Genomic DNA, 25,980 nt, shown 5'->3' on the forward strand with positions numbered 1-25,980 from the left:
AGGAGAAAACCGACTCAGTGGACTCCGGCTTTGAGGAAAATACCGCCGTCGACCACGAGTGTCTGCCCCGTGATCCAGTCCGACTCGCCGGACGTGAGGAAGGCGGCGGCACCGCCGATGTCCGAGGGGACACCGAGCCGGGCCATCGGGTAGACGGCCGCGGCCTCGGCCTCCCGGCCCTCGTACAGCGCCTCGGCGAACCTGGTCTTGATCACGGCGGGGGCGATGGCGTTGACCCGCACGGCCGGCGCGAACTCGTGCGCCAGCTGGAGGGTCAGATTGACCATGGCCGCCTTGCTCATACCGTACGCCCCGATGAACGGGGACGCGGAGAGCCCGGCGATGGACGCGATGTTCACGATCGCACCGCCGTGCTCCTTCTGCCAGGCCTTCCAGGTCTGCTGGGCGAACCCGAGCGCCGAGATCACGTTCGTCTCGTAGACCTTGCGGGCGACGCCGAGGTCCAGCTCGGCGATGGGCCCGAAGACCGGGTTGGTGCCGGCGTTGTTCACGAGGAAGTCGACCCGCCCGAACACCTCCATCACCCGCTCGACGGCGACGGCCTGGTGCGCCTCGTCGTGGGCCTTGCCCGCGACGGCGATCACCCGGTCCGCGCCGAGGCTCTCCACGGCCTCCTTCAGCGCGTCCTCACCGCGGCCGGTGATGCACACCCGGTCGCCGCGGGCCACCAGCGCCTCGGCGACGCCGTAGCCGATGCCGCGGCTCCCGCCCGTCACCAGGGCCACCCGGCCGGACAGCGGAGGAAGCTCTCGTTCCTGTGCGGTCATCCCAGTCGCCTCCGGTTCAGTTGAGCGGGCCGCCGGCCACGTACATGACCTGGCCCGAGACGAATCCGGCGTCGTCCCCCGCGAAGAACGCGATCGCGTTGGCGACGTCCTCCGGGCGGCCGACCCGCTGGACGGGGATCTGCGTGGCGGCCGCCGCCTGGAACTCCTCGAAGCCCATGCCGACCCGGGCGGCGGTCTGGGCGGTCATCTCCGTGACGATGAATCCGGGCGCGACGGCGTTGGCCGTGACGCCGAACTTGCCCAGCTCCTTGGCGAGCGTCTTGGTGAAGCCCTGGAGGCCGGCCTTGACCGCGGAGTAGTTCGCCTGGCCCCGGTTGCCCAGCGCCGAGCTGGAGGAGAGGGAGACGATACGCCCGAAGCCGGCGTCGACCATGTGCTTCTGGCATGCCCTGGCCATCAGGAACGCGCCCTTGAGGTGCACGTTCACCACGGTGTCCCAGTCGGACTCGCTCATCTTGAACAGCAGGTTGTCGCGGAGCACACCCGCGTTGTTGACGAGGACGGTCGGCGCGCCGAGTTCGGCGGCGACCCGCTCCACGGCCGCCTCGACCTGGGCGGAGTCCGAGACGTCGCAGCCGACGGCGATCGCCCTCCCGCCCATGGAGGTGATCTTCTCGACGGTGTCCTTGCACGCCGCCTCGTCGAGGTCGAGTACGGCCACGGCGCGGCCCTCGGCCGCCAGGCGCACGGCGGTGGCGGCGCCGATGCCGCGCGCCGCCCCCGTCACGATCGCGACGCGCTGCTCGTTGCTGGACATGGTTCGTTCTCCTCGCCCTCGGATCCCTTGGATGCGGCTCGCCCGGTGAACCCGGCTCGCCCGGCACCGCCCGTCGACTCCCCACGAGGGGTGAGCGACCGCTTAGTACCTTCAGCAGACGAGACGCTAGAAGCCCTGGCACCCGGTGTCAACGGCACACCGGGTGCCCGCGGTCACGCGCCGCCGCCGACGGGATCGCTCAGCGCACCAGGGCATCCAGCAGCCGCTCGACCTCCGCCTCCGGATCGGCGGTCAGCCCGGTGTGGACGGGACCGGGCTGCACCACGGTGGAGCGGGGTGCGATCAGCCAGCGGAAGCGCCGCCCCGCGTCGTCCCGAGCCGCCTGCCCGGCCTCGTCCCCGCCGCGGCAGACGCCCTCCACGGCGAGCAGCGCCGCCCGCACACCGGCGACGTCGGCCCGCGGGTCCAGCGCCCGCAGCCTCGACTCGTCCAGATGGGTGCGGGCGGCCACGAAGGAACGGGCACGGCAGTAGACCACCACACCCGCGTTGAAGCACTCCCCGCGGTCGACGCGCGGGACGACGCGCAGCAGCGCGTACTCGAAGACGTCCCGCGCAGGGCCCCGCCCGGTCATCGGCCGCCGTCCTGCCCGCTCGTCCCGCTCGTCCCGCTCTTCCCGGTGGCGTGCGGCCGGGAGCCGGGGCGCCCGGTGAGCCAGCCCGGCGCCTGGGACGGCCGGGGCCCGGAGGGGGCGTCGAGGGTGATGCGCTCGTGGATCGTGGCCGCCCGCGGCAGCAGTGCCTCCACATAGGCGCGGCGCACCGCGTCGGTGGAGTCGAATCCGGGCTCGTCCACGAGCCATTCGTCGGGCACGTCCGCGGTCACCTCGGTCAGCAGCCCGCGGGTGACCAGGGGGGCCAGTGCGGCTGCCGCGCCCGCGACGTCTGGCCGGAAGGGCGCCAGGGCGTGGTCGGAGGCGTCGTAGGGCTTCGCGGCGGAGACCGCGGCGCCCGGCCAGTTGTGGTGCCAGATCATGGTGGCACCGTGGTCGATGAGCCACAGGTCGCCGTGCCACACCAGCAGGTTCGGGTTCCGCCAGGAGCGGTCCACGTTGTTGATCAGCGCGTCGAACCAGACGACGCGCCCCGCCTCCCCGGAGTCCACCGCGTAGGCCAGGGGGTCGAAGCCGATCGAGCCGGGCAGGAAGTCCATCCCGAGGTTCAGCCCGCCGCTGGCCTTGAGCAGCTCCTGAACCTCCTGGTCCGGCTCGGACAGACCGATGACCGGGTCGAGCTGCATCCGGACCAGCTCGGGGACGCGCAGCCCGAGCCTGCGCCCCAACTGCCCGCAGACGACCTCGGCCACCAGGGTCTTGCGCCCCTGCCCGGCCCCTGTGAACTTCATGACGTACGTACCGAGATCGTCGGCCTCGACGATGCCCGGGAGCGAACCGCCCTCACGCAGGGGGGTGACATAGCGGGTGGCAGCGACCCTGCTGATCATTTCCAAAGGACTCCGTCCTGTTCCGCCTGGTGTCCACGGCCTACCGGCGTGGCCTCAAGGGGATCGGCCGCCACGGTGCGGACGGAATCCGGGATTCCCCGCCGCCGCACCCGTCTTGACGTCTCCTCCGGCAGTCCCCGACTGCCGTCCGCCCCCCTTCCGGCCTCCGTCAGGAAGGACCATAGTAACCAAGAGTGATCACCCGTGGAGGCGTCCGGCCGGAGAGCCCCTCGCTCCGGGTGGCCGGCGTCGGGGCCGGTTCCTCCCGCCGGCTCCCGAGACGGACGCACCTCCCCGGGGACGGAGGGACCTTCCAGAAGACGGACCGACCTCCCAGGGGACGGCCGGAACCTCGGAGCACCGGGCCTTTCGGGGCCCTCGGCGCATTCCGGGGACGGCCGCCGCCTACGGGCCCCGGGCCGGTCGGCGGGCGAACCCGGGGTCAGCCTCCCGCGGTCACCCTGCCGCCCGGCCGCCCCGCGGCCCTCTTGCCGGGCACCGGACCTCCGCGGCGAACGGCGGCCCGCCCCCCGTTACCTCTCTCGTGGCCCCGATGCGGAAGGGCGCCGGATCGGCCCCGGTACGGCGGCCGGTCCGGCGCCGACGGGCCGGAGCGCAGAGCGGACGAGGCGGGCTGACACGGCTCGGGGCGGCGAACCGGCGGGACTCCCGCACGCCCCGGACGCGGCCCCGGACCCGAACGCCCCGCGCACGGCGCGGAAACGGCGGGTGGGCCGGGCCGGGCCGCTCCGCGGAGCGGCCCACCCGCCGTGCCGTGCTCACCGCTCACCGCTCACCGCTCACGGATGCGCTCGATGTGCTGCCACACCAGGGCGCCCCGGGGCGAGAGCCGGTACCCGACGCCGAGGCTCTCGGTCAGCCCGTACTCCTTGAGCCGGCGGACGTCGGCCTTGAAGGGGAGCGTGTCGCGTCCGGCGCGGGCGGCGAGTTCGGCCGCCCGGGTACCCGGGTGGTCGTGGACGAGCCCCAGGGTGGCCCGGGTCCACGGTCCGCGTCTGCTGCGTGCGTCCATCCGGTCCAGCGCGGCGACGATCCCGTCCAGTTCCTCCGCGGTGAGGGCGGTGTCCTCGCGCATGGCGGCCCGGGGGTCGGCGCCGCCGAACCGGAGCACGACCCGGTGGAGCCTGCGTCCCTCACCCTGCCGCTGGGCGGCCAGAAGCGCCTCACGGCCGGGGTGGCCGGCGCGGCGGGCTTCGCGGTCGGTCACGGTGGACGGGTCCACCGGCGTGACTTCGATGATCTCCACCATCCCGACCGCCGTACGCAGCACGGTGCCGGGCCTTACGGACGGCGTGCGCCAGCTCCGGAAGGCGAGATCCACCTCGCCCGAGGCGATTCCGTCCAGGACATCCCCGGTGAACTGCAACGTGTGCTCCGTGTGCGGTGCCGTCAGGGGGCTTGCGCGACCCGCCCCGGCTTCCCGCCCCGGCCTCCAGCACCGCGCCCGGTGGACGGGGCAACGGCGGGTCGAGCGTGGAGGCACCGGTCGGGGCCGCCCGGGCCCGGTCGTCTGCGGGCAGCGTAGTCCGCGGTGCAGGCACCGGAGGCGAACGCTCCGCAAGCCGCGCTCGGCGACTCGGCCCGCCGCGCTCGGCACCGCGGTGCCGGGTCCGCGCACCACGGTCGGTGCGATCCGCGCGCCGGGTCCGCCCGCGGCCCGGGTGTCCCGCGGCCCGGGTGTCCCGCGGCCCGCTCCGGGCCGCCGGGGAACGCACGGCCCGAGCAGCCCGCTGACCGGGCCTGACGGCGACGACGAACGGTGCCGTCCGGCCGGGCCGCCCAGGAGCCGCGCCGCCGCGGGTCGACGCCCCGAGGGTGGCTCCTCCACGGCGAGCGGACCGGACCCGTCGGCCCTGACGGCGCCCGGGAGCGGGCCGCGCCGAAGCAGGGGGCAAGGGGGGACGTGCCGTGACGTTGCGGCGTCGGAGAGCGGCACCCGGGGTCAGTTCGCGGTGTTCCGGCGTGCCCGGTGAACGGCCGGCGGCCCGGTCCCGTAGAACATCACGAGCGGCCCGGTTCGAGGGCCGATGTGGAGAGGGAGCGGCATGACCGGAACGCAGGGACCGTCGCGCACCGCAGTGGCGCGTCGTACCGTCTTCACCGCCGCCGGCGGCGCCGGACTCGCCGCGGCGCTGACGGCGTGCGGCGGATCCGAGGGGGCGGACAGCGGAACGGCGAATCCCGCGGACGGCGGCACGACCGCCGGCGCCACCGGAGGTTCGACGGGCGGTTCGACCGGCGGCACGACGGGCGGAGGCGGAGGCCAGGTCATCGCCAGTGTCGCCGACATCCCGGAGGGCGGCGGCAAAGTGATCGGCGACATCGTGGTGACGCAGCCGACGGCCGGTGAGTTCAGGGCCTTCTCGTCGAAGTGCACCCACCAGGGCTGCGCGGTCAAGGCCGTCGCCGACGGCCTGATCAACTGCCCCTGCCACAACAGCAACTTCGACGCCGGCGACGGCAGCGTGAAGAGCGGTCCGGCCACCTCACCGCTGCCACCCGCGGAGATCGTCGTGGAGGGCGACTCGATCAGGCTCGCCTGACAGCGGACGCCGGTCGGGCCACGCGCTCAGGTGTGTGCGGCCCGGCGCGGCGCCCTCCAGCACGCGAGCACCTCGCAGGTGGTGGTGACGGTGGAGACGAGAGCCAGCGTGTTCCTGATCATCGCGGAGGTGTACTCGGGGGGCACCCCCGCGATCGCGTCCGCGGGCACGACCGCGGTGTAGCCGAGGTTCACCGCGTCGAAGACGGCGTTCGGTATCGCCACATTGGCCGAGACGCCCGTGACGACCAGGGTGCGGCAGCCCAGACCGCGCAGCAGCGCGTCCACCCCGGTCCCGGCGACCGGGGACAGGCCGTGCAGCCGGCGAACCACGATGTCCTCGTCCGCGACCTCGATGGGTTCGGCGACGCGGACCGCCCTGCTGCCCGAGTGCTGCTGCACCGGCAGCCGTAGGGCGGCCCGGAGCAGGGGAGCGTTGCTGCCGGCCCCGCGTCCGTCCGGACGCCGCTCCGCCACCGCGTGCATCACCTGCACCCCTGCCGCGTGGGCCACCTCCACGAGCCGTGCGATGTTCTCCAGTGCCCCCGAAGACCTCGCCTGGGCAGCCAGTTCCGGGAGGGCGCTGTCCCGGCCGACGACTCCCTGCTGGCATTCGACGGTGAGCAGCACCGTGCCGGACGGGTCGAGCTGGGCGACCAGCTGTTCGTGACGCGGCATTCGCCTCACCCTCCTGCACCTGTTCGCCGGCTCCGCGGGCACCCGTCCGGCACCGGGCAGCGGGCGGCCGAGGACCCCGGACGGTCCGGGTGACCGGGCGCGCGACGGTAACGGGCATTGCGTCACCGCGGAAGAGCACCCATGATTTCCGACACCACATCAGTCGGCTGCCGGTGGACGCCGGCTCGCGGGAAGGGGCGCCGATGGCCGCCGCACAGCGCCGGGGCAGGCGCATCATGATGTCGCCCGCCGAGGTGGACGTCTTCCTCACGGAGCAGCGCACCTGCCGGGTCGCCACGGTCTCGCCCGATGGCGCGCCCCATGTCAGCGCCCTGTGGTTCGCGTGGGACGGCACCTCGCTGTGGCTGTACTCGATCACCCGCAGCCGGCGGTGGTCCGAGCTGCGCCGGGATCCGCGGATCGCGGTGGTGGTGGACGCCGGGGAGGAGTACGGCGATCTGCGCGGGGTGGAACTCACCGGCAACGCGGTGTTCGTGGGCGAGGCTCCCCGCACCGGGGGCCCCTGCCCGGAACTCGAGGAACCCGAAAAGCTGTTCGCCCGCAAGAACTTCGGCCTGGACTCGATGCCGCACGACGGCCGGCACGGATGGCTGCGGCTGACGCCGGAGGCGGTCGTGTCCTGGGACTTCCGCAAGCTGGCCGAGCTGTGAGACCCGGCGCCATCCCGGCGGGCGGGACGTGCCGGAGCCGACCGGAAAACGGACGGAGCCGACGAGGCGGACATGCTCGGCGGGGACGACGGGAGCCGTTGGCGGCGGGGCGGCCGGGACGCGGGCCCCGCCCCGCCACCGGCACGCGCGACCGACGGCACGCCCCGTCACGGAGCCGGACGGCACGCACCCGGCGGCGTCAGAGCGGTGCCGCGGCCGAACGCAGCGCCGACAGCGCCGCGCGAATCGAGGGCCGGCGGTCCGCGTCCGCACGCCAGACCGCGTAGATGTGCCGGCGCACCTTCTGGCGCACCGGGACGAGGCTGACCCCCTCGGGGACCGGCCCCCGGCCCAGCCTTGGTGTCACACACACGCCGAGACCCGCCGCGATCAGTGCCAGCTGGGTATGGTGTTCGCCGGCGAGATGGACGATACGGGGTTCGATGCCCTTGGCTCGCAGGGTGAACACCAGCCACTCGTAGCAGAACTCGCCCTCGGGCCAGGAGACCCAGTCGTCGTCGGCGAAGTCCTCAAGGTCCACGTGCGTACGCCCGGCCAGCGGGTGGTCCGCGGGCATGGCCACGTCGGCGGTGTCGTCGAGCAGCGGTTCGCGTGCCAGCCCGCCCGGGACGGGGAGCCGCTTGTTGCTCCAGTCCAGCGCCACCGCCAGGTCGAGATCGCCCCTGAGCACCTCGCGCAGGGCGTACTCGGGCTCCAGTTCGCTGGTGCGCACGCACAGGTCGGGGTGGTCGGCGCGGAGGGCCGTCAGCGCCGCGGGGAAGAGCCCCCGGGCGGCCGTCGGGAACGCCCCGAGCCGCACCTCGCCGACGGCGCGGCCCCGCTGTGCCTCGATGTCCGACTGGGCGAGTTCGACCTGTGACAGGATCCGGGCGGCGTGGTCGGCGAGCAGGCGGCCGGCGTCGGTGAGCCGGACCCCGCGCCCGTTCCGGGCCAGCAGCTGCTGGCCCACCTCCCGCTCCAGCTTGGACATTTGCTGCGACACGGCAGACGTCGTGACATGCAGCCCGTCGGCGGCGGCACTGACGGAACCGTGCCGGGCCAGGGCGTCCAGGGTACGCAGGCGCTCCAGATTCAACATGTAAGCAATGCTAATCGGATGTCCGAAAGAAGTCTCGCTTGTTCTAAGAAGATGTACACCCCAGGGTGGAGCCCATGACCACCGTCACGCCGCCGTCGCACACGGACCCCGCCTCGGACACCGCCGCGGGATCTGCCGCGGGATCTGCCACGGGATCTGCCACGGACACCGCCGCGGGATCCGAGCCCGCACCCGCTGCGCCCCCTGCAGCCCCTGCAGCCCCTGCACCGGCCTCTCCCCCGGCGACCCCGCCCCCCACCGCCGGCCGCGGGCGCCGTGCCGTCGACTGGCGGCTGAGGTTCGCCGCACTCGCCCTGATCTGGGGCTTCAGCTTTCTGCTCATCAAGCTCGGCACGGACGGCTACGCCCCGTTCCAGGTCGCCTTCGGCCGGGTGTTCTTCGGTACGGCGGTGCTGGCCGCCGCCATGGCGGTACGGCGGGAGCGGCTGCCGCGCGGAGCGCGCACCTGGGCGCATCTGACCGTCGCGGCGTTCTTCCTCAACGCGCTGCCGTTCTCGCTCTTCGCCTATGCCGAGCTGACCATCCCGTCGACGCTGGCCGGGATCTGCAACGCCACGTCCCCGCTGTGGGGCATGGCGCTGTCGCTGGTGGCGCTGTCCGAGGACCGGCCCACCCGCCGCCGTGTCGCCGGTCTGGGCATCGGGTTCCTCGGCGTGCTCACCGTCCTGGGCGCCTGGCAGGGCTTCTCCGGGCTCGACGCGGGCGGGACGGCGATGGCCCTGCTCGCCTCCCTGAGCTATGCGGTCGGCTGGATATACGTCCGACGTACGCTCGCGGGCTCGCCCTCCTCCCACCTGTCCCTGACCGGGGCGCAGCTGGCGCTGGCTACGCTACAACTGGCGGTGGTGACACAGCTGTTCACGAGCCTGCCGAACTCGTTCCCGGTGGTTCCGCTGCTCGCGGTGGTCGCGCTGGGCGCCCTGGGCACCGGGGTCGCCATGCTGATGCAGTACGGGCTGGTGGCCGAGGTCGGACCCACGACCGCGACCATGGTCACGTACTTCATCCCGGTCATCGCCACCGCCGCGGGAGTCACGCTGCTCGGCGAGCGGCTGGGCTGGAACACCCCGGTGGGTGCTCTGATCGTCCTGGTGGGCGCCGCGCTCGCCCAGGGCAGGCCCGGGCCGGCATCGGCGGGAAGGAGCATCGGGCGGCCCCGGGCGGGCGACGGGCGACCGTGACCGTACGGACGCGGACCGGCGCAAGCCGCCGCCGGACCTGACCGTACGACCGCGAACGCGCCCGGGCCCGAGCCCGAGCCCGAGCCCGTCCTGACGACGGTACGACCGCGCACCGGCGCAGGCCGCCGCCGGACCTGGCTCCCGCCCCCGCAGGTCGGAGGCGGTGCGCGGGTCTCGGAAGCGGTGCGCGGGTCCGCGGGTGCGCCGGGCGCCCGCGTCCGCCCCACCGCGGCCGCCGGTCAGGCAACCGGTGGCACGGCGAAGGGCGGGCACGGCCGCGCCGCTCAGCCGTAACTGCGCGGCTGTACGGGCGCGGCCGCCCGGGCCACCGCGTCGGCGAGCGCGCCGATGTCATGGGCCGTCAGGCCCGACACCGTCAGCCGCACGGCCGGTGGCGACGAGATGCGGAAGCGGGCCCCTGGTGCGACGGCCCAGCCGGCGTGGAGCAGGCGGGCCACCGTTCCCGTCTCGTCGGCCACGGGCACCCATACGTTCATCCCGCTGCGGCCGTGCGCTTCGACACCGCGCTCGGCCAGTGCTCCCAGCAGCGCGTCGCGCCGGTCCCCGTAGGCGGCCGCCACGGCCACCGGGTCGACGGCCCCGGAGGTCCACAGCTCCACGACGGCACGCTGGGTGAGCCGGCTCACCCAGCCGGGACCGAGCGCCTGCCTCCCCTGGACCCGGTCGAGGGTGACCCGGTCACCGGTGAGCACGGCGAGCCTGAGGTCGGGACCGTACGCCTTGGCGACCGACCGCACGAGTACCCAGTGGTCCGTTACACCGGCGAGGGGACGGAGCGGGGTGTCCACGATGGCGTAGCCGTGGTCGTCCTCGACGAGCAGGGTCCGGGGGTACCGGCCGAGCACGTCGCGGAGTTCACGGGCGCGCGATGCGGAGAGCACCGCACCCGTGGGGTTCTGCGCCCGGTCGGTGACGATCAGGGCCCTGGCCCCGCCTTCGAGTGCCAGCTCCACGCCTCCGGGGCTCGGGCCGTCGTCGTCGACGGGGACCGGGACCGGCCGCAGTCCGAGTGCCGGGACCAGGTCCAGCAGACTCGCCCAGGCGGGGTCCTCCACGGCCACCGCGTCCCCGGGCCGCAGATGGGCGTGGAGCACGCGCTCCACGGCGTCGAGCGACCCGGAGGTGACGGCGACCGGCCCTTCCGGCACACCGTCCGAGTCGAGCGCGGCCCGGGCGATCCGCGCCAGCTCGGGGTCGACCGGGTGCTGTCCGTAGAGCACCGGTCGCGCGTCGTGGTGGCGTGCCGCTGCCGCGAAGGCGTCGTGGAGCGGGGGCAGCAGGGCCGTGTCCGGGTTGCCTTCGGAGATCTGCCGCACACCGGGCGGGGCGTCGATGGCGAGTGAGCCGCGCGCGGTGCTGGCCGGCCGCTCCCGCACCCGGCTCCCGTTGCGGCCGGCAGTCTCGATCACGCCGCGCTCGCGCAGGGTCCGGTACGCGGCGGCGACGGTGTTCGGGTTGACACCCAGGAAGGCCGCCAGCTTCCTCATGGGCGGCAGCAGTCGGCCGGGCGGGAGGTCCCCCGAGGCGACGCCGCGCTCGATGCTGGCCGCGATCTCCGATGCACCACGACCCTCGATGGCATACTCTACTAGCACAAACAACATTATGCACTAGTGCAATGGAGATGGGCAATGACACCGCCGCAGGCGCCGCTTTCCTACCGGGCCACCGACCGGACCGTCCCCACCCGGGCGCGGGAGCGCGCGTCCCACGACCGCGAACTGGTGCACGCGATCCTCGACGAGGCCTCCGTCTGCCATCTCGGTTTCGTCCGCGACGGGGCCCCCGTCGTCCTGCCGACGCTCTACGGCCGCGTCGGGGACACGCTGTACGTGCACGGCTCGACCGGATCCCGTCCGCTGCGCCTGGCCGGCCAGGCGGGTCCGGCGGGCCAGACGGGCCAGACGGGTCCGGCGGGTCCGGCGGGTCCGGGCCTGGAAGTCTGCCTGACCGTCACCCGTGTCGACGGCTTGGTCCTGGCCCGCTCGGCGTTCCACCACTCCATCAACTACCGCTCGGTCGTGGTCCACGGGACCGCGCACCAGGTCACCGACCCGGAGGAGAAGCGCACCGCGCTCGACGCCCTGGTCGACCATGTCGTCCCCGGGCGATCCGCCGACTCGCGCCCCGCCAACGCGAGGGAACTCGCCGCGACCGCCGTGCTGCGGCTGGATCTGGACGAGGTCTCCGCCAAGGTCCGCACGGGCGGTCCGTCCGACGACCCCGAGGATCTGGCGCTGCCCCACTGGACCGGAGTCGTCCCGCTGGTACGCGGCTACGGCACACCGGTCCCCGCGGACGACCTGGCACCGTCGGTGCCGCTGCCCGCGTACCTCTCCGCGCCCACCGCCCCCGCCGCCTTCTCCGCGCCGTAGCGCCGGACCCGGGACCGGTGCGGCCGGACCGCGCGGAGGGCGGTCCGGCCGCGACCCGCGACCGCGGCCGGACACCGGCCGGTTCCGGGCCCGCGGTCACGGACACCGGCGAACGGCCAACGGCCAACGGCCAACGGCGAACGGCGAACGGCGGCACCGGATCAGGTCAGCGCGTCCACGGCGCCGCGGCCCCGTGCCACCGGGCGGGTCTCCTGCCAGGCCAGCCCGGCAACGGCCGCCAGGAGCAGTACGGTTCCCGCCACCGTCGCCGACGTCAGCCGTTCGTTCAGCGCCGCCACCGCCAGGACCGCGGCACTCACGGGCTCCAGAAGCATGATCACCGAAACCGTCGCGGCACGGACGACCGCCGCACCCGCGAAGTACAGCGCGTAGGCGAGCGCCGTGGGCACCGCGGCGACGTACACCAGCAGCACCAGCACCCGCAGCGGCTCGGCGGTGTGCGGCACCAGCCCCTCCGCGAGGGCCGGCGGCAGCAGCCCCACGGCACCGACGACGAAGGTCCACATGGTCGTGGACAGGGGATCGGGACCGGTCCCGTCACGGCCCAGCCGGCGGGTGATCAGGGTGACGGCCGCGTAGCCCGCCGCCGAGACGAGCGCGAGCAGCACGCCCGGCGGCCGTACCGTGCCGCTCCCGCCGCCCAGGACGAGCACAGCGAGTCCGGTCAGCGCTCCGGCGACGGCGAAGAGGCCGCCGCGCCCGAGCCGCTCCCCCAGGATGAACCTGGCGCCGAGGGCGATCAGTACGGGACCGGCCCCCAGAGTGACGACCGTGCCCACCGCCAGGCCGGTCTGCTCGACGGCGGCGAAGTAGGCGCTCTGGAAGACGGTCAGACAGGTGCCGGTGGCGAGGATGCGCCGCAGTCTGCGGCGGCGTGGCTCGGGCCTGGCCCCGACGGCGGCGGTCCGCGCCGCCCGGCGCCCGCGCAGCGCGAGCGCGCCCGCGAGCAGCAGCAGCCCGCCCAGGCAGCGCCAGAAGGACAGGGCGAGCGGCCCCAGGTCACTGGCCTCGAAGACCAGTGAGGCGGCCGCCCCTGCGGTCCCCCAGGCCACACCGGCCACGACGAGGTAGAACAGACTGCGCCCGACGGGCAGGCCGACGACGGCAGCCGTTGAAGGATTCGACACGTGGGTACTCCGAGCTGGGTGTCCGGGAATCGATCCCGGAGGCCCGTCCCTCAAGGGGTGGGGAACGCGTCCCGCGACGGGCCGGAAGACGGTCGGTCGGCCGCTGGGCTCCACACGCGGGCAGCGACGAACCGCCCGGGGGACACCAACACCCCGGACCCGGTCTTCGTCAGCGGAGAACCGCCCGCGCTACGCGGCGGGCGGCGGCAGAACGGTCGAATGCATGATCGCCACCCTAGACGGTCGCCCGCTCGGCCGCCAAGTCGCCCTCGGCAGCCCCGGTCACGACGCCCGCACCGCCCGCCACCGGCCCGGACGCGGCCACCGGCGTGGACGCGGCCACCGGCGTGGACGCGGCCACCGGCGTGGACGCGGCCACCGGCGTGGACGACTGGGCGATGAACGCGCCGACGAGCACCACGGCGCCGCCGACGATCTGGGGTGCGGAGAGATGCTCGCGGAGCAGCACCCAGGCCAGTACCGTCGCGACCACGGCCTCCAGGCTCGCGACGACCCCGGCGACCTGCGGCGAAAGCCTGCGGACGGACACGACGCCGGTGACATAGGCGACGACGGTGGCGACCAAGACGATCCAGCCGACCAGCAGAACCGCGGGGACGGCGGTTCCGGCCACCTCCGCGCCGCCGCCGAGCACCCGCCAGTCCGCCTCCCAGGGCCGGGCGACCGCGGTGAGTACGAGCGCGCCGATGAGCAGTCCGTACGCGATGACGCCGAGCGGGTCGGCCGCGTCGTCGCCGTCCGCGCCGTGGCCGGCCAGGACGAAGTAGCCGACCTGGCAGCAGGCCGCACCGAGCGCCAGCAGCACGCCGATCGGATCGAAGCCGAGCCCGGACCAGACCTCGACGACGCAGGCGAGTCCGCCGACGGCGAGAACGACACCGACGACGGCTGCGCGGGTGACCGGCCGACGCTGGACGAAGCGGACCCACAGGAGGAGGAGAGCGGGACCCAGGTACTCGATGAGCAGGGCCACGCCCACGGGAATGCGGGAGATCGCGGCGAAGTAGCAGGCCTGGACACCGGCGACCGCGAGCATCCCGAAGCCGGCGAGCAGCGCGGGCCTGCGTGTCAGCAGGTCGCGGTGGCGCCAGGCGATCGGGAGCATGACGAGGGCGGCACCGGCGACCCGGAGCCACACCGTGTGCAGGGGGTCGAGCCCTGCCTCGATGAGCGGCTTCGCCGCCACACCGGAACCACCGAAGGCGAACGCCGAGGCCAAGGCCAGTGCCAGCCCGGCGTTCCTTTCCCGAGACGCGTGCATCGGCACATCATGGCAGGCCGCGTCAGGAGCGTCATATCCGTGACACCTGTTGAGACGGCTCGCTGATCCGGCCTGCCGGCCGTGCGGGGACGGGCCGTGTCCGGCGCGGCTTCCCCGAACCCGAAGTCGCCTCCGCCGGCGGCGACTTCGACCGGTGTTCGATGCCGCCGGCACGCGGGCGCACCCCTGCCCGGGGCGCCCGCGGCCATGGACTCCGCAGCCCGGTCGACCCGCCGGTCGTGGCCCACCGCCCACCGCCGGACGGGTGCCCGCGCGAAGGCGCCGACCCTCGGGCAGGGCCCCGCGACCACACCCAGGGCAGCGAGTTCCGGGCGACCGGCCGCCCCGCCCCCACCCCTGGCGCGACCGCGCCGCAGTCCTCCACCGTGCCCCGGCAGAGCCGGGGCGAGTCCACCGGGTGCGAGCCGGGACCGCGGCCTGTACCTCCGGTACCTCCCGCACCGGGCGTGTCCGGTGCGGGAGGTACTGGAGGTACAGGAGGTACAGAAGACACAGGAGACGCAGGAGGCACGGGAGACACGGGAGACACCGCCGGGGCGACCGGTACGGCCGGGCCGTCGCCGACGCCACCGTCCGGACACCGGCCGACCGTGTCCGTGTCCCGTACACCTGGGCCACCGTCCGAACGGCGGCGCGACGGCGGCCGGCGGGAGACCCGCCCACGGCCGTGCCGGGCGCCGTCAGTCCTCGTCGGCCAGGATCAGGTACAGCTTCTTGCGCGCCTCGCTGATCACCGAGATCGCCTTCTGCCGCTGGTCCGCGCTGCCCGTCTTCCAGACCTGCCCGAAGGCCTCCATGAGCCCGAATCCGGCCTGCCGGACCTCGTTCACGGAGTCCCAGTCGATCCCGCGGCCGGCTTCCTCCCAGGGGGCGTCGGACGCCGACTCGACTTCGGCGCGCCCGGCGTCGGTGAGCGTGAAGAGCTTCTTGCCGCCGTCGCTCTCGCTGGCGATCAGCCCCTCGTCCTCCAGCATCTGGAGTGTGGGATAGACCGAGCCGGGGCTGGGCCGCCAGGCCCCGCCGCTGCGTTCGCCGATCTCCTGGATCATCTCGTACCCGTGCATCGGGCGGTCCTTGAGCAGGGCCAGGATCGAGGCACGCACATCACCGCGGCGCGCCCTCCCCCGGCCGCGGCCCCGGCCGCCACCCCACGGGGGCCCGCCGAACGCGGGCCCGAACGGGCCGAAGGCGGCCCGCCGCCCCTCGTACTCACCCCGGGCCCGATGGCCCGGTCCGCCGTGGCTCCCCCCGGGTCCCGAGCCGAAGCCGTGTCCATGTGTACGCATCGCTACGCTCCTTCCATCGTTGATCCGTCGCGATGGTTCGACGATATATCGGAATACGTCGCCTGGCAACCGTCGACCGGTCCAGATTCCCGCGATTGGCCTTGGTCCGCGGCCCCTGCCGGCCCCTACCGTCGGCGCCATGCGGATTCGAATCGTGGACGCCTTCACCGACCGCCCCTTCGCGGGCAATCCCGCCGGGGTGCTGCTGCTCGACGGCGGCGCCTTTCCCGACGACGGCTGGCTCCAGCACGTGGCGAGTGAGATGAACCTGTCGGAGACGGCCTTCGCCCACCCGCTGCCCGCCGGCGGCGAGGCGGACTGGGCGCTGCGCTGGTTCACACCGGCCGCCGAGGTCGACATGTGCGGGCATGCGACCCTCGCCACGGCCCACGTCCTGCACAGCACGGGCACCGCGGGCGGCACCGTGCGCTTCGCCGCCCGCTGCGGGCTCCTCACGGCGGCCGTGCACGAGGACGGTGCGATCACCCTGGACTTCCCGGTGTCGTCGCTGACCGCGGTGGACACCCCGCAAGGCATCGCCGAGGCGCTCGGGGCCGCTCCGCTCTCGGTGCTGGACACCTCCGACCACGTCGGCGACCTGCTGGTCGAACTCGCCGACGAGGCAGCCGTGCGCCGGCTGCGGCCCGACCTCCGGGCTCTCGCCGCGCACTCGCGGCGCGGGATCATCGCCACGGCGGCGGCCGCGGAGCCGGGCCGCGGATACGACTACGTCTCGCGCTGCTTCTTCCCGAACGTCGGCATCGACGAGGATCCCGTCACCGGCAGCGCGCACACCGCACTCGCACCGTTCTGGTCGGCCCGGTTGGGGCGCCCGGAGCTGACCGGGCTGCAGGCCTCCGCGCGCTCCGGACTGGTGCGGACGGCACTGCGGGGCGACCGCGTCCTGCTCACCGGCGCGGCGGTGACCGTCGTCGACGGCGAACTGCTGGCCGGCCCCTGACCGCGACGCGCCGGCCGTGAGGGGAGCGTGCGGGCTCCGCGCCCCTCGGGCCCGCCGGGCCACGGCTCATGCCGTGGGGAGCCAGCCCACCTTCCCCGCCAGCAGCCCGTAGCCCACGAAGGCCACGATGTCGAGGAAGGCGTGCGCGGCCACCAGGGGCCCCACCCGGCCCCAGCGCCGGTACAGCAGGACGAAGACCACGCCCATCACCATGTTGCCGACGAAGCCGCCGATGCCCTGGTAGAGGTGGTACGAGCCGCGGAGCACCGAGCTGGCGGCGAGGGCGCCCAGCGGGCTCCAGCCCAACTGGTCGAGCCTGCGCAGCAGATACCCGACGACGATGACCTCCTCGACCAAGGAGTTCTGTACCGCGGAGAGAACGAGGACCGGGTACTTCCACCAGACGTCGGGAAGCGACTCGGGGACCACCGTGAGGTTGGCCCCCGCGGCCCTCATCAGCAGGTAGAACGCCAGTCCCGTACTGCCGATGCCCGCCGCCAGCAGCGCGCCGCGCCGCAGGTCGGGCCACGGCCGGGTGCGGTCGAGGCCGATGGCCCTCAGTCCGCCCGCGCCCTCCCTCAGCAGCAGATGGGCGACGAGGAGGACCGGTACCAGCGCCGTCGCGATCCCGAACAGCTGCCAGGCCAGGTCGAGCCACGGCCGGCCCGGCGCGTAGGAGCTGTTGAGGTTCGCGGCCTGGTCTTTGAGACCACCGGGCCTCGTCAGCGCCCCGGTGAAGCTGATGAGCGACGACACCGCGCTGGCGCCCAGCGAGAGCGCCAGGACGATCAGGGTCTCGGACCGCAGGATCCCGCGCGGCAGCCCTCCTCCGGGTGCCGGTCCCGACACCCGTCCCGCGTCTGCCCGCACAGTGCCTCCCGCTCGCCTCGGTCCCGCGGTCACAGCTTGCCCGACCGCACGGCCGGGGTCGAAACCGGGGACCGGTACGGGGTGGTCAGTCCCCCGGCCCGGGCGGCCAGGTGTGCACGGGCTCGTCCGCGTGCATCAGCACGCTGTAGCGGCGGGTGAGCGCGGCGAGGGCGGCCCGCCGGTCGAGCCCGCTGTCCAGTGCCCGGTGGAACGCGTCGACCTGCCAGGACGCGCCGTTCACCCGGCGCCGGCAGCGGCCCTCGATGACGCCCAGGTAGAAGTCGCGGTCCGCCGGTTCCACGTTCCAGGACTCCAGCCCCGCCGCGGCGAGCGGCAGCAGCTCGTCCCGTACGAGCTTGACCGCGGGAACGCGGGTGAGTCCGCCGCCCCGGCCGGGGCGGGGCCAGTCCAGCTCGGCCTCGATCCCGTACCGGCAGGCGTTCTCGAAGTTCGCGGCGGCGGTCTCGAACGGCATCCGGGTCCACAGTGGCCGCGGCTCCTCGGCGAGTGCCCGCACGAGCCCGTAGTAGAAGGCCGCGTTGGCCACGACGTCGGTGACGGTGGGACCGGCGGGGAGCACGCGGTTCTCGACGCGAAGGTGGGGCACCCCGTCCGCGAGGCCGTAGACGGGCCGGTTCCAGCGGTAGACCGTGCCGTTGTGCAGCACGAGTTCCTGCAGCCGGGGCACTCCGCCGTCGTCGAGCACCCGCAGCGGTTCCTCGTCGTCGCAGATCGGCAGGAGGGCCGGGAAGTAGCGCAGGTTCTCCTCGAACAGCTCGTAGGCGGAGTCCACCCACCGCTCGCCGAACCAGGTCCTGGGCCGCACGCCCTGGGCCTGGAGTTCGGGCGGCCGGGTGTCCGTGGCCTGCTGGAACAGCGGCGGCCGGGACTCGCGCCAGAGCTCTTTGCCGAAGAGGAACGGGGAGTTCGCCCCGACGGCGATCTGGACCGCCGCCACGGCCTGGGCCGCGTTCCACACCCGGGCGAACCGTCCCGGGGTCACCTGGAGGTGCAGTTGCACCGATGTGCAGGCCGCCTCCGGCGCGATCGAGGACGAGGTGCAGCTGAGCTGCTCCACCCCCGCTATGTCGAGGGTGAAGTCCTCCCCGCGGGCGGCGACGATCTGGTCGTTGAGAAGGACATAGCGGTCGACGTCCGACAGGTTCGCGGAGACCAGGTCTCCGGCTTCGAGGGTCGGCAGGATTCCGATCATCACGATTCCGGCGTCGACCTCGGCGGCCTTGCGATGGGCATATCCAAGACCAGTGCGGAGTTCCTCCGCGAGCTGGTCGAGAACCCGCCCTCCGAGCCGGTGCGGCGCTATGTTGACCTCCAGGTTGAACATTCCGAGTTCGGTCTGGAAATCACGGCTGGCAATCCGGTCGAGCACCTCGGCATTCATCATCCGGGGCTGGCCGTCGGAGCCAGCGAGATTCAGCTCGATCTCCAGTCCCACCAGATTCCGGGGGCGGTCGAACCTCTTCTCCGCCAGGAGTCTCCCCAGTCCCGCCAGGCACTGCTGGAGCTTTCTCCGGTACCTTTGCCGATCGGACAGGTCGAACCCGCCTGCCACGATCTTCTCCCCCATCGAAGGGTCCCTCCTCGAGTGGGCAGTCCGCGGCCGGGCTGCTCGTGTCACGGACGATAATGCCCAGCCGAAGAGATCCGTAACGTACCGCTCGGGACCGGTGGGCCGCTAGTCTGGGGCGGCGTCCGCGCGGCACATTCCGTCGGCATGACGCAGGGCGCATTTACCAGTTCCGTGCATGTGGTGAAAAACTCCGACGAGATTCGGCCGTGCACTCACGGGGTAACACACCAGGTGACGGCGGGGCGTTCACGTATTCCCTCCCGGAACTCCGCGCGAAAAAGGCTGGATTCAGTCTTGACCGCAATACCGGGAGCGACTAGCGGAAACACTCGGCGAACGTACGTCGTATAAACTCACGCGAACGAGGCAGAAAGTCGGCTCCCGGCCACGGAAATCCGGCCCCCTCAGGCCCACGCCGACACAGCCGCCCGTGCCCTCCCCCGCGTCACCCTGTCTCTTGAGTGAGAGGCGACCCACCATGCCCCTGCACGTCCCCCCGGCCCCCGCGCCCGCGCTGCGCAGCGTCCTCACGGCCCTCGGATCCCCCTCCGCGGTACGCGAGGCCCGTGTCCCCGACATCCCAGCCGTCCCCGACATCCCTGCCGTCCCTGGCGTCCCTGCCGTCCCCGACATCCCAGCCGTCTCCGCCGTTCGGGCCGTTCCGTCCCTGCTTTCCGCCGAGGGACCGGTGACCGCCGAACTCCCGCTTCCCGTGCACGTCCTGGACCAGGTCATGCCGCAGGGCGACCGCAGGCCCCGCACCCGGCTGGCGGGCTGGCGGTTCCTGATCCGCTGCGGTGACCGCGCCATCGCCGCGGCGGACACCATGCCGACCCCCGACGGCTGGGCCCTCTCGCACTTCTTCGAGGGCCCGTACATCACGTCGACCGAAATGGCTCTGCAACAGGCCGAGGCGCTCCCCGGCGACTACCAACCGCGACTGCTCTCCGTCCCCGAGCTGTACATGCTCACGCTCTGGCTGCGCGGCGACCACGAGACGGACCCGGCGGAGGGCGAACCGGCCCCCGCCGACCTGCTCGTACCGCTCGCTCCCGCGCCCCCGGGCATCGCCGCCCACCGGCCGCGCAGGGTCGCCGATCTGCTGCCGGTGATGACCTCGAGGGTCGCACCCGTCCCGCTGCTCGGATTCCCCGCCTGAGCCGGCCACCGAACGCCGATGCCCCGTGACGCCGAGTCACGGGGCATGCTCATGACCCTGATGGACTAGCCCGCTCCGGCCAGAGCGAACCATCCGAAGGGACGGTGCGGTCGTGCCGAACCGCCCACCGGGGTGACGCGTCGTTAACCGGTAGGACGAGCTGCCGTGAAATCCCTGCGGAATCGGCGCCCGTGGGGCAACACTGGGATCGACGACGGACAGATACGGGGGGCGGCCATGAGCACCGCATCGAGCCGCAGGACACTCACCACATCGCAGCGAAAGAACCCACCCATGTGCCAGCACCAGCCACCGTGCCCGACAGCAGACTCCGCCGACCGGGAGGCCGCCCGCCTCGCGGCACACCATCCGGAACAGGGCTGGAGCCTGCTGTGCAACGGCGTGGTGCTCTTCGAGGACACGGGCGAACTGCTCCCGGACGGGCAGGTCATCGCTCCGCACCGGCCGGTGCGGATCGTGTCGGCGGCCTGAGGCCGGCGCCCGCCCGGCACGGGCACGGGACCCCCGCGGGATGACGCGTCCACGCCGGGGCACAGACGCCGGGGTGCGCAGGGCCGGCTCGGGGAGACCTCCGAGCCGGCCCTCACGCTTTCCCCGCCGCCCCCCGGTGCCGGGTGCCGCGGCCGATACCGGCCTCGGGTCCGCAGTCCGCCGGTCCGCCCGCCGGGGGCGTCGTCCGGTGCCCGCCCCGCGAGGCGGGGCGGGGCGGGAGGTCCCCGCCGGCGGCAGCCGCCAGGGCCCTCAGCCGAAGGCGGCACGGGTGCGTGCCCGCGGACGGACCCGCCGGAACCCGACCGAAAGGCTAGCCTTCGTACTCGTCCGGCGGCGGGCAGGAGCAGACCAGGTTGCGGTCGCCGAAGGCTCCGTCGATCCGCCGCACCGGCGGCCAGTACTTGTCCGCCGCCTGGACTCCGGCCGGGAAGACGGCCTCCTCCCGGCTGTAGGCGTGCTCCCAGTCGCCGCCGAGCGCCGCCGCGGTGTGCGGGGCGTTCCGCAGCGGGTTGTCCCCGGCGGGCCACTCGCCCGAGGCGATCTTCTCGATCTCGGCACGGATGGCGATCATCGCGTCGCAGAACCGGTCGATCTCGGTCAGGTCCTCGCTCTCGGTGGGCTCGATCATCAGCGTGCCGGCCACCGGGAACGACATCGTCGGCGCGTGGAAGCCGTAGTCGACGAGGCGCTTGGCGATGTCGTCGACACTCACCCCGGTCGCCTTCGACAGCGGACGCAGGTCGACGATGCACTCGTGCGCGACCAGGCCGGCCGGGCCGGTGTACAGCACCGGGTAGTGCGGCTCGAGGCGCTTGGCGATGTAGTTCGCCGCCAGTACCGCGACCTGGGTGGCGCGCTTGAGGCCCTCACCGCCCATCAGCCTGACGTACGCCCACGAGATCGGCAGGATGCCCGCGGAGCCCCACGGGGCGGCCGAGACCGGGCCGACGCCCGTCCCCGGCCCGGCGGTGGGCTGGAGCGGGTGGTTCGGCAGATACGGCGCGAGGTGCTCGCGGACGGCCACGGGGCCGACACCGGGGCCGCCGCCGCCGTGCGGGATGCAGAACGTCTTGTGCAGGTTGAGGTGCGACACGTCGCCGCCGAACTCACCGGGCTTCGCGAGTCCGACCAGCGCGTTCAGGTTCGCGCCGTCGACGTACACCTGGCCGCCGGCCTCGTGCACCCGGGCGCAGATGTCGGCGACGTGCTCCTCGAACACGCCGTGCGTCGACGGGTAGGTGATCATGAGGACGGCCAGCTCGTCGCGGTGCCGCTCGATCTTGGCGCGCAGGTCCTCGACGTCGATCTCGCCGTCGTCGGCGGTCTTCACGACGACGACCCTCATGCCGGCCATCACCGCGCTGGCGGCGTTGGTGCCGTGCGCGGAGGACGGGATGAGGCAGACGGTGCGCCGCTCGTCGCCGTTGGCGCGGTGGTAGGCACGCACCGCGAGGAGACCGGCGAGCTCCCCCTGGGATCCGGCGTTCGGCTGGAGGGAGACCCTGTCGTAGCCGGTGACCTCGGCGAGGCGCTCCTCCAGCTCGTGGATCAGGGTCAGATAGCCCTCGGCCTGCTCCACGGGGGCGAAGGGGTGGATCTGAGCGAACTCCGGCCAGGTGACCGGCTCCATCTCGGTGGTCGCGTTCAGCTTCATCGTGCAGGAGCCGAGCGGGATCATGCCCCGGTCCAGCGCGTAGTCGCGGTCGGCCAGCCGGCGCAGGTAGCGGAGCATCGCCGTCTCGGAACGGTGCGCGTGGAAGACCGGGTGGGTGAGGTAGTCGTCCTCGCGCAGCAGCGCCGCCGGCAGGGCGTCCCCGGCCGTCGTGTCGAGCGCCTCGATGTCGCCCTCGACGCCGAAGGCCGCCCAGACGGCGGACACCTGGGCCCGCAGGGTGGTCTCGTCGCAGGAGACCGACACATGGTCGGCGTCGACGAGGCGCAGGTTGACGCCGCCCTCGCGGGCCGCGGCCACGACCTCGGCCGCCCTGCCCGGGACGCGTGCGGTCAGCGTGTCGAAGAACGTGCCGTGCACCAGCCCGACGCCGCCGGCGCGCAGCCCCTCGGCGAGGATCACGGCGTAGCGGTGGGTGCGGCGGGCGATCGTCCGCAGGCCCTCGGGGCCGTGGTAGACGGCGTACATCCCGGCCATGACGGCGAGGAGCACCTGGGCGGTGCAGATGTTGCTGGTGGCCTTCTCGCGGCGGATGTGCTGCTCGCGGGTCTGCAGCGCGAGGCGGTACGCCTTGTCGCCGTCGGCGTCGACGGACACCCCGACCAGCCGGCCGGGCAGGCTGCGGGCGTGCTTCTCCTGCACGGCCATGTAGCCGGCGTGCGGGCCGCCGAAGCCCATGGGGACGCCGAAGCGCTGGGTGGTGCCGACGGCGATGTCCGCGCCGAGTTCACCGGGCGGGGTGAGCAGGGTCAGCGCGAGCAGGTCGGCGGCGACGGTGACGACCGCACCGAGTTCGTGCGCCCGGTCGATGACGGGCCTGAGGTCGCGGACGGCACCGGAGGCTCCCGGGTACTGGAGCAGGACGCCGAAGACGCCGCGCTCGGCGATCTCCGCGGGGATGCCGGCGTCGAGGCCGGCCACGACGACCTCGACGCCGGCCGGCTCGGCCCGGGTCTCGATCACGGCGATGGTCTGCGGCAGCGCGTCGGCGTCGACCAGGAAGACGCCGTTCTTGACCTTGCCTACGCGCCGGGACAGCGCCATGGCCTCCGCGGCTGCGGTGCCCTCGTCGAGCAGCGAGGCGCCGGAGGTGGGCAGTCCGGTCAGGTCGGCGACCATGGTCTGGAAGTTCAGCAGCGCCTCCAGACGGCCCTGCGAGATCTCCGGCTGGTAGGGCGTGTACGCGGTGTACCAGGCCGGGTTCTCCATCACGTTCCGCAGGACGACCGGCGGGGTGAAGGTCCCGTGATAGCCGAGGCCGATCATCGGGGCGAGCACCTGGTTGCGGTCGGCGAGGCCGCGCAGCTCGGCGAGCACCTCGGCCTCGGTGCGCGCGCCGGGCAGCCCCAGGGCCTCGGTGCTCCTGATCACGTCCGGCACGGCGGCGGCGGTCAGCTCGTCCAGCGAGCCGTAGCCGATCTGCGCCAGCATCTTCGCCTGGGCCTCGGTGTCGGGGCCGATGTGGCGCTGCTCGAAGGGGGTGCCTCGCTCCAGTCGGGAGAGCGGAATGCGGTTGGCGGTCATTGCGGAGGCCTCCTGGTCGTGACGACCTGCGAGGGGCACCACGGCGCGGGTGCCCGGACGGCCTCCCCCTCTGTCATCTCAACCTGAGAGCTTCGCCGACGCGCCCGCGGGTACGCCGGCTTTCACCGTCGGTGAGAGCGGATGCCGTCCGACGCCCGCCCTGCTTTCCAGAGTGACCTCGTCCGTGCGGTACAGGGGCCTGAGAGATTCCGGGGAGGAGTTGCTCCTTCGGCGGCTCCGGCTTTCGCCGGGGCGCTCTCCCGCACGGGGTCAGCAGCCGCTGCCAGCGTACCAGCGTGGCCTCACCCGGCACTTTCGAGTGGACGGCGCCCGGGATGTGCACTTTCGTAGTGTTCAGCGAACCCGTGCGACCTGTTGGAGGGACCGTGCAGACCGACATCGATCCGCGCAGCCTGATCGGCCGCAAGGCGTTCGACCGCAACGGCACCAGGATCGGGACCGTGGACGAGGTGTACCTCGACGACGCGACGGGCGTGCCCGAATGGGCGGCCGTACGCACCGGGCTGTTCAGCCGGGACGCCTTCGTCCCCCTGGAACCCAGCGAGCTGGCGGGCGACGGTCTCCACATACCCTTCGAACGCGCGCTGATCAGGGACGCACCCGACTTCGGGGTCGGCCGCCACCTCTCCCCCGAGCAGGAACTGCAGCTCTACCACCACTACGGTCTCGACCTGCCGTCGCCGCCGGAGCGCCCCACCGCCCCACCGCCCCCCGGCGACGGGGTGGACGGCCCCGGCCCCGGCTCGGGCACCGGGCCCTCCGGGGACCGGGGCCTCGGGCGGCTCGCGGGCCAGGACGACTGACAGTCCCGGGGCCGCACCAGCGGCAGCGGGTCCGAAGGCTCCAGACGGGGGTCGTCGACGGCGAACGTCCGCACCCGGCCCGGCAGGGCCGACCACGGTTCCTCGAAGCGCACGGTGACCCTCCCGAGACCGCTTCCCTGCACCCATCCGGCGCCGTGGTCGGCATGCCGCACGTCCTGGCCGGCGGCCCAGTGCCGCTCGGCCGGCGGCGGCTCCTCCACCGGCGGCGGCGGCTGCTGCTGCCGGGACGGGGCCGCCTCGAGGCCGTCCTCGGGGCCGTCCTCGTGCCGGTCCCCCGCCGCGGCCTGCGCGAAGAGGTCCTCCTGCGTGTAGTCGGCGAGGCCGCTCACCCCCACGCCCAGCAGCCGCACCCCGCCCGTGGTGTCCACGGCCTCCAGGAGCCGGGCCGCCGCCTCCCGCACCACAGCGGGGTCGTCGGTGGGCCCGCGCAGCGTCTCCGACCTGGTCAGCGTCGAGAAGTCGAACCGCCGCACCTTCAGCACGATCGTGCGCCCCGAGTGCCCGGAGGCGCGCAGCCGGCGTACGCAGCGGTCCGCGAGCCGCTCCACCTCGGTCCGGATGCGGACCCGGTCGTGCAGGTCCACGTCGAAGGTGTCCTCCACCGAGACGGACTTGGCATCCCGCTCGGCGACCACCGGGCGGTCGTCCCAGCCCGCCGCCATCCGGAAGACCGCACCGCCGTGGGCCCTCCCCAGCAGCCTGACGAGTTCGGCCTCGCCCGCTCCGGCGAGATCCGCCACCGTGGTCATGCCCGCCCGCCGCAGATGCTCGCCCGTCGCCGGCCCCACTCCGGGCAGCGTCCGCACCGGCATCGGCCCCAGCAGCGCCCGCTCGGTGCCCGGCTCGATGAGCACCAGCCCGTCGGGTTTGGCCTGCTCTGAGGCGATCTTGGCCAGCATCTTGGAGGCCGCCAGCCCCACCGAACCCGTCAGGCCGGTGGCCGCCTGGATGTCCCTGCGCAGCCGCTCTCCGGCCTCCCGGGCCGAGCGGGCGTCATCGGCCGCCCCACCCGCCTCCAGGTCCACGAAGGCCTCGTCCAGGCTCAGCGGCTCCACCAGCGGCGAGAGCAGGCGCAGCAGCTCCATCACCTGGTCGCTGACCATCCGGTAGAGGGGGAAGCGCGGCACCAGGTACGCGGCGTTCGGGCACAACCGGCGCGCCTGCGCCATGGGCATCGCGGAGTGCACACCGAACCGCCTCGCCTCGTACGAGGCGGTGGCGACCACCCCGCGCGGCCCCAGACCGCCGACGACGACCGGCTTTCCGCGCAGACTCGGTTTCGCCGCCTGCTCCGCCGCGGCGAAGAACGCATCCATGTCCAGATGCAGGATGGTGGGCGCGGGTCTCACGGCTTCGATGCTGCCCTACCGCACCGACAATCGCCCGCACTCGCGTACGAGCGGGAACGACGGGCCCCGGGACACGGTGGCGCTCCGGCCGTGGCGGGATCCGGCGGTGGCGGGATTCAC

General features: G+C 73.5%; 22 protein-coding genes, 1 pseudogene and 1 riboswitch. Of the genes and pseudogenes, 8 read left to right on the forward strand and 15 right to left on the reverse strand.

The annotated features are described in order from the left end of the window. Positions 1-14 precede the first annotated feature (14 nt). The 5 genes from DDQ41_RS10870 to DDQ41_RS10890 all read right to left on the reverse strand — a co-directional run bounded on the left by DDQ41_RS10870 (position 15) and on the right by DDQ41_RS10890 (position 4,417). The gene (locus DDQ41_RS10870; RefSeq protein WP_109294316.1) at positions 15-788 is read right to left on the reverse strand and encodes an SDR family oxidoreductase; all 774 of its coding nucleotides are present in this window, start codon (positions 786-788) and stop codon (positions 15-17) included. Between the two features lie 16 nt (positions 789-804). After that, positions 805-1,566 carry a 3-oxoacyl-ACP reductase FabG gene (gene fabG / locus DDQ41_RS10875; RefSeq protein WP_109294317.1) on the reverse strand — a complete coding sequence of 254 codons (762 nt, stop codon included), beginning with the start codon at positions 1,564-1,566 and terminating at the stop codon, positions 805-807. Between the two features lie 199 nt (positions 1,567-1,765). Further along, complete coding sequence (locus DDQ41_RS10880) at positions 1,766-2,161, reverse strand: DUF3037 domain-containing protein (RefSeq protein WP_109294318.1); 396 nt, start codon at positions 2,159-2,161, stop codon at positions 1,766-1,768. After that, positions 2,158-3,030, reverse strand: a complete 873-nt coding sequence (locus DDQ41_RS10885; RefSeq protein ID WP_109294319.1) for a HipA family kinase — start codon at positions 3,028-3,030, stop codon at positions 2,158-2,160. Before DDQ41_RS10885 ends, DDQ41_RS10880 begins: the two co-directional genes overlap by 4 nt. A gap of 793 nt (positions 3,031-3,823) precedes the next feature. Next, positions 3,824-4,417 carry a hypothetical protein gene (locus DDQ41_RS10890; RefSeq protein WP_109294320.1) on the reverse strand — a complete coding sequence of 198 codons (594 nt, stop codon included), beginning with the start codon at positions 4,415-4,417 and terminating at the stop codon, positions 3,824-3,826. A 679-nt stretch (positions 4,418-5,096) separates the two neighbouring features. Here DDQ41_RS10890 and DDQ41_RS10895 point away from each other — a divergent pair. Next, positions 5,097-5,594: a Rieske (2Fe-2S) protein gene (locus tag DDQ41_RS10895; RefSeq protein ID WP_109294321.1), complete on the forward strand. Its 498-nt coding sequence runs from the start codon at positions 5,097-5,099 to the stop codon at positions 5,592-5,594. Between the two features lie 26 nt (positions 5,595-5,620). On the opposite strand, the gene DDQ41_RS10900 is transcribed toward DDQ41_RS10895, so the two are convergent. Continuing rightward, on the reverse strand, positions 5,621-6,271 hold the full coding sequence (locus DDQ41_RS10900) for a cysteine hydrolase (protein ID WP_109294322.1): 651 nt from the start codon (positions 6,269-6,271) through the stop codon (positions 5,621-5,623). A gap of 203 nt (positions 6,272-6,474) precedes the next feature. On the opposite strand from DDQ41_RS10900, the gene DDQ41_RS10905 reads away from it, so the two are divergent. Further along, entirely contained in the window at positions 6,475-6,942 is a 468-nt protein-coding gene (locus tag DDQ41_RS10905; protein WP_109294323.1) for a pyridoxamine 5'-phosphate oxidase family protein, read from the forward strand. A gap of 199 nt (positions 6,943-7,141) precedes the next feature. On the opposite strand, the gene DDQ41_RS10910 is transcribed toward DDQ41_RS10905, so the two are convergent. After that, entirely contained in the window at positions 7,142-8,041 is a 900-nt protein-coding gene (locus tag DDQ41_RS10910) for a LysR family transcriptional regulator (protein WP_109294324.1), read from the reverse strand. Positions 8,042-8,115: 74 nt separating this feature from the next. Between DDQ41_RS10910 and DDQ41_RS10915 the strand changes: the two genes are divergently transcribed. Beyond that, on the forward strand, positions 8,116-9,243 hold the full coding sequence (locus DDQ41_RS10915) for a DMT family transporter (RefSeq protein WP_109294325.1): 1,128 nt from the start codon (positions 8,116-8,118) through the stop codon (positions 9,241-9,243). A gap of 284 nt (positions 9,244-9,527) precedes the next feature. Here the strand turns inward: DDQ41_RS10915 and DDQ41_RS10920 are convergent, their stop codons facing one another. After that, positions 9,528-10,859, reverse strand: coding sequence for an aminotransferase class I/II-fold pyridoxal phosphate-dependent enzyme (locus DDQ41_RS10920; RefSeq protein WP_172607573.1), 1,332 nt, complete (start codon positions 10,857-10,859; stop codon positions 9,528-9,530). Positions 10,860-10,895: 36 nt separating this feature from the next. On the opposite strand from DDQ41_RS10920, the gene DDQ41_RS10925 reads away from it, so the two are divergent. Continuing rightward, on the forward strand, positions 10,896-11,639 hold the full coding sequence (locus tag DDQ41_RS10925; protein ID WP_109294327.1) for a pyridoxamine 5'-phosphate oxidase family protein: 744 nt from the start codon (positions 10,896-10,898) through the stop codon (positions 11,637-11,639). Positions 11,640-11,800: 161 nt separating this feature from the next. Here the strand turns inward: DDQ41_RS10925 and DDQ41_RS10930 are convergent, their stop codons facing one another. From DDQ41_RS10930 to DDQ41_RS10940, 3 genes are all read right to left on the reverse strand, one after another. Further along, on the reverse strand, positions 11,801-12,787 hold the full coding sequence (locus DDQ41_RS10930) for a DMT family transporter (RefSeq protein WP_109294328.1): 987 nt from the start codon (positions 12,785-12,787) through the stop codon (positions 11,801-11,803). A 235-nt stretch (positions 12,788-13,022) separates the two neighbouring features. After that, complete coding sequence (locus tag DDQ41_RS10935; RefSeq protein ID WP_109294329.1) at positions 13,023-14,069, reverse strand: EamA family transporter; 1,047 nt, start codon at positions 14,067-14,069, stop codon at positions 13,023-13,025. Positions 14,070-14,770: 701 nt separating this feature from the next. Then, positions 14,771-15,376, reverse strand: coding sequence for a PadR family transcriptional regulator (locus tag DDQ41_RS10940; protein WP_109294330.1), 606 nt, complete (start codon positions 15,374-15,376; stop codon positions 14,771-14,773). Between the two features lie 139 nt (positions 15,377-15,515). Here DDQ41_RS10940 and DDQ41_RS10945 point away from each other — a divergent pair, with 139 nt between their 5' ends. Then, positions 15,516-16,337: a PhzF family phenazine biosynthesis protein gene (locus DDQ41_RS10945; protein WP_109294331.1), complete on the forward strand. Its 822-nt coding sequence runs from the start codon at positions 15,516-15,518 to the stop codon at positions 16,335-16,337. Between the two features lie 66 nt (positions 16,338-16,403). Here DDQ41_RS10945 and DDQ41_RS10950 read toward each other — a convergent pair whose 3' ends face one another. Further along, the gene (locus DDQ41_RS10950; RefSeq protein WP_109294332.1) at positions 16,404-17,207 is read right to left on the reverse strand and encodes a CPBP family intramembrane glutamic endopeptidase; all 804 of its coding nucleotides are present in this window, start codon (positions 17,205-17,207) and stop codon (positions 16,404-16,406) included. A gap of 85 nt (positions 17,208-17,292) precedes the next feature. After that, positions 17,293-18,795 carry a glutamate-cysteine ligase family protein gene (locus tag DDQ41_RS10955; RefSeq protein WP_109294333.1) on the reverse strand — a complete coding sequence of 501 codons (1,503 nt, stop codon included), beginning with the start codon at positions 18,793-18,795 and terminating at the stop codon, positions 17,293-17,295. 481 nt (positions 18,796-19,276) lie between these two features. On the opposite strand from DDQ41_RS10955, the gene DDQ41_RS10960 reads away from it, so the two are divergent. Beyond that, positions 19,277-19,957 (forward strand): hypothetical protein, encoded by a 681-nt coding sequence (locus DDQ41_RS10960; protein ID WP_109294334.1) that lies wholly within the window; start codon positions 19,277-19,279, stop codon positions 19,955-19,957. Between the two features lie 294 nt (positions 19,958-20,251). Next, the gene (locus DDQ41_RS10965; protein WP_109294335.1) at positions 20,252-20,449 is read left to right on the forward strand and encodes a DUF5999 family protein; all 198 of its coding nucleotides are present in this window, start codon (positions 20,252-20,254) and stop codon (positions 20,447-20,449) included. 331 nt (positions 20,450-20,780) lie between these two features. On the opposite strand, the gene gcvP is transcribed toward DDQ41_RS10965, so the two are convergent. Next, positions 20,781-23,666 (reverse strand): aminomethyl-transferring glycine dehydrogenase, encoded by a 2,886-nt coding sequence (gene gcvP, locus DDQ41_RS10970; RefSeq protein ID WP_109294336.1) that lies wholly within the window; start codon positions 23,664-23,666, stop codon positions 20,781-20,783. 177 nt (positions 23,667-23,843) lie between these two features. Further along, positions 23,844-23,939: riboswitch (glycine riboswitch) on the reverse strand. Positions 23,940-24,001: 62 nt separating this feature from the next. Between gcvP and DDQ41_RS33010 the strand changes: the two are divergent. Continuing rightward, a pseudogene (locus DDQ41_RS33010) lies at positions 24,002-24,184 on the forward strand (PRC-barrel domain-containing protein); the annotation flags it as partial. 161 nt (positions 24,185-24,345) lie between these two features. On the opposite strand, the gene DDQ41_RS10980 reads toward DDQ41_RS33010, so the two are convergent. Then, positions 24,346-25,860, reverse strand: coding sequence for a DNA polymerase IV (locus DDQ41_RS10980; protein ID WP_109294337.1), 1,515 nt, complete (start codon positions 25,858-25,860; stop codon positions 24,346-24,348). Positions 25,861-25,980 lie beyond the last annotated feature (120 nt).

It is taken from the genome of Streptomyces spongiicola, from assembly GCF_003122365.1.
Taxonomy (GTDB): Bacteria; Actinomycetota; Actinomycetes; order Streptomycetales; family Streptomycetaceae; genus Streptomyces; species Streptomyces spongiicola.